2 protein-coding genes are annotated in these 1,860 nt (G+C 52.1%); one reads left to right on the forward strand and one right to left on the reverse strand.

All coding sequences use genetic code 11. The features are described from left to right. Positions 1-97: 97 nt before the first annotated feature. Positions 98-700 carry an alpha-ketoglutarate-dependent dioxygenase AlkB family protein gene (locus WBC85_RS14825; protein WP_424438904.1) on the reverse strand — a complete coding sequence of 201 codons (603 nt, stop codon included), beginning with the start codon at positions 698-700 and terminating at the stop codon, positions 98-100. Between the two features lie 225 nt (positions 701-925). Between WBC85_RS14825 and WBC85_RS14830 the strand changes: the two genes are divergently transcribed. Beyond that, on the forward strand, positions 926-1,860 hold a 935-nt coding region (locus tag WBC85_RS14830), incomplete at its 3' end, for an Hsp70 family protein (protein WP_424438907.1).

The following is a 1,860-nucleotide window of genomic DNA, read 5'->3' on the forward strand; positions in this document are numbered from 1 at the left end:
GTTTGGAAACAACACCTGCGGTTCAACGTCTACGCAATTGGATCCGCGCAGAGCTACAGACCCTGAAAACCCTCACCGAAACGCGCAAATTTATCAACTAGCGCACAACACGCAAAGTCAGATTGAGCCGACCACCTTTTTCCAGCAACCGTGAAGAGCCAAAGCGAATCCGATCCACACCATGATAGATCAACCGCGCATCGCCGCCCATGACAACGACATCGCCCGAATTCAGCCAAATCGATTCAGTCTTTCCGCCGCGTTCCGGGTTACCAATCCGAAACAGCCCGTCATCGCCAAGCGAGATCGAAACTACGGGTTGGGAAAAATCACTCTCGTCGCGATCTTGATGCATGCCCATGCGGGCGTCCTCGCCATAATAGTTAACCAAACAACACTCAGGCGCACGCACCGATCCACTTACCTGCTCCCAGATATCCAGAACTTGCGTCGGAATCGCTGGCCAGCTTTCACCGTTTGGATGTTTTTCAGAATAGCGATATCCGGCGCGATCAGAGACCCAGCCAAACTGTCCTGCCGAAGTCATCTTGACGCGCATGGGTTTGCCGTATGGCGTCATCGGCGAAAACATCGGGGCGCATTTGGCGACATCACGGATCGCGTCAATCAACGCCATCTGTTCATTCAAGCCAAGCAGACCCTTATAAACGTCAAAGCCTCTGATGCTTAGCTTTTCCATGTGATTTTTAACCCCTTTTACACCTTAAGCGCAAAAAAACGCCTTATCGCAGCGAAAACTCAAAATGAGTTGCGGTGCAACGCTTGCAGCACCGATTTGTGCTCCTTATATACCCCTCGAACGTCAGTTTGCAGCAATGTGAACTGGCTAACCAATCGAGGCGCGGATGCCGTAACGGGTTTGCGTCTCGTGACATCGCCTTGAAGATAAAAAGGGATCGAAAACATGGCCAAAATTATTGGTATTGACCTTGGAACAACAAATAGCTGCGTTTCTATCATGGATGGCTCCCAGCCGCGCGTGATCGAAAACGCTGAAGGCGCGCGCACGACACCGTCGATCGTCGCCTTCACTGATGACGAGCGCCTTGTCGGCCAGCCTGCGAAACGCCAGGCCGTTACAAACCCGGACAACACAGTCTTTGGCGTGAAGCGCCTGATCGGTCGCCGTTTTGACGACGAGCACCTGAACAAAGACATGAAAAACCTGCCGTTCTCTGTCGTTGACGGTGGTAACGGCGACGCATGGATCGAAGCCAAGGGTGAGAAGTACTCCCCAAGCCAGATTTCTGCGTTCATTCTCGGTAAAATGAAAGAGACAGCAGAAAGCTATCTCGGCGAAGATGTGACGCAAGCGGTTATCACCGTTCCTGCGTACTTCAACGACGCACAGCGCCAAGCAACAAAAGACGCTGGCAAGATTGCCGGCCTCGAAGTGCTGCGCATCATCAACGAGCCTACAGCGGCAGCGCTGGCATACGGCCTTGATAAAGAAAACACACAAACCATCGCGGTCTATGACCTTGGTGGCGGTACATTCGACGTTACAATCCTTGAGATCGACGACGGCCTCTTCGAAGTAAAATCCACCAACGGCGATACATTCCTTGGCGGTGAAGACTTTGACATGCGCATCGTCAACTACCTCGCGGATGAATTCAAAAAAGAGAACGGCGTTGACCTGACCAAAGACAAAATGGCGCTTCAGCGTTTGAAGGAAGCTGCCGAAAAGGCGAAGATCGAATTGTCTTCTGCCAACCAGACCGAGATCAACCAGCCGTTCATCTCTATGGATCCTAAGGGTGGCCAGCCGCTTCACATGGTGATGAAGCTGACACGTGCAAAGCTGGAAAGCCTTGTTAGCGATCTGATCAAAGCGTC

The organism is Planktotalea sp., assembly GCF_049680325.1.
In the GTDB taxonomy this organism is placed as follows: domain Bacteria; phylum Pseudomonadota; class Alphaproteobacteria; order Rhodobacterales; family Rhodobacteraceae; genus Planktotalea.

Bases quoted from the DNA above. Each gene is read 5' to 3' on its own strand.
- WBC85_RS14825 (WP_424438904.1), bottom strand. From the start codon at position 700: ATGGAAAAGCTAAGCATCAGAGGCTTTGACGTTTATAAGGGTCTGCTT.